Source organism: Mesorhizobium sp. M1A.F.Ca.IN.020.06.1.1, from assembly GCF_004023265.1.
Taxonomy (GTDB): Bacteria; Pseudomonadota; Alphaproteobacteria; order Rhizobiales; family Rhizobiaceae; genus Mesorhizobium.
The window spans coordinates 1-1607 of record NZ_RZSR01001163.1 but is presented as its reverse complement, the minus strand read 5'-3'; the positions used below and the strand labels follow the sequence as shown (position 1 = coordinate 1607).

At 64.7% G+C, this 1607-nt stretch carries 2 protein-coding genes; both read right to left on the bottom strand.

What is annotated here, in order from left to right; genetic code table 11:
- On the bottom strand, nt 1-620 hold a 620-nt coding region (locus EOA60_RS32065), incomplete at its 3' end, for an FAD-binding oxidoreductase (protein ID WP_164899739.1).
- Nucleotides 621-640: 20 nt separating this feature from the next.
- Nucleotides 641-1607: hydantoinase B/oxoprolinase family protein (locus EOA60_RS32060; protein WP_164899738.1), on the bottom strand; the 967-nt coding region annotated here is incomplete at its 5' end.

The following is a 1607-nucleotide window of genomic DNA, read 5'->3' as shown; positions in this document are numbered from 1 at the left end:
ATGCCGAGCGGGGCGATCAATCGACTGGTCCAGGCCCCCGAGGCAACAACGATCGTTTCACAGGCAAGCCGGCCCTGCTCGGTCTCGACGCCACAGACGGCGCCGTTCCAAAGATCGATCGACAATGCCGCGGTATTGTCCATGACCACCGCCCCGTGGCGCGCAGCACCTCGCGCAAAGGCCGGGGCTGCTTTTTCCGGCTCCGCGTTGCCGTCCGTCGGCGTAAACAGGGCTCCTCGGCAGTCCCTGGGATCGTAGTGGGGCAGAAGCTCGGCGACCTGCGAGGGCGTCAGGAGTTCGGTCGTAAGACCGAACTCCCGCGCGACAGGCATGAAGGCCTCCGAGCGTTCGAGCATGCCCTCATCATAGATGACCCGCATCTGACCTTGCTGGCTCCAGTCGAGTCCTTCGCCGAGCTCGGCCTCGATGCCGCGCCATATCTCGATACAGTCGAGCATCATCGGGATTTCGCTCGGGTCACGTCCTTGTGTGCGGATGGCCCCCCAGTTACGGCTCGACTGCTCGCCATTGACGCGGCCTTTTTCCACCAGCGCGACCGTCTTTCCTGATTTTGCCAGGTAATAGGCTGCGGTCGTGCCGACGATGCCGCCGCCGATCACGACGGTGTCGAACCTTTGGTTCATGAGCCATCTCGCGGCGCGGCGCCAGGGTAATGCCGCGCGGCATACTCACGCGATGTGAAGCCGTCGCGCAGACTGCGCGCGACCTCGGCCGATGGCCGTTCCACCGGGGGCCCGAAACCCGCACCCCCCGGAGAGATCAGGCGAACGGCATCGCCCTTCGCCATGATGCGGTCGACGATGAACATCTCGATTGGTTCCACGGGACCTTCGGCACTGTGATATTCAAGGGAGGCTCGGCCGCCCTCGCCACCGCCGAATAGCCCCGGAGCTGGGCTCTTCTTGCCGTCCGCCTTGGTCGAGACCGAAACCCCGTCGACCAACGAGCCGATGTCGCGGATGATGGCGGCGCCGCCCTGCGTGCGGCCAGGGCCGGCCGTGTCGATGGCGAGTCCGTATTCGCGCACGATCAAAGGAAACTCGATCTCGAGCGGCTCGGCCGGCGTGTTGGATGTGTTGGTGATGCCGACCTGGGTGCCGTGCATGCCGTCCTTGTAGAGGGTCGCGCCGACGCCGCCGGCGACCGCTTCGACATAGACAAACGGCTCCCCGGAGCGCCGCTTGCCGTAAAACGCCATGCCCGTGTTGATGTCGGCCGACGGCGCGACAGCCCGTTCGCGCGGCAGCGCCTGGGCAAAGGCGAGTGTAATTGCCCGCACCACGCGCTGCGCGGTGTATTCCCTGTTGCCAACCGCGGCCGGAAAGTGCGGATTGACGATGGTACCTGCCGGCGCCTCGATCCGGACCGGCTGGAACATGCCGAAATTTGCCGGGATGCTCGGATCGACCATCATGTTGATGCCGCAGAACACCGCCGCCAGCAGCGGATAGCGGCCCATGTTGATGGAGCCTCTGGCTTGCGGGTCGGTTCCTGCAAAATCAAGGGTCACATTTCCGCTCTCGATACGAACGGTCAGGCAGATGCATTTGGGCGGCCCTGGCACCCCCTCATCGTCCGTATAGACT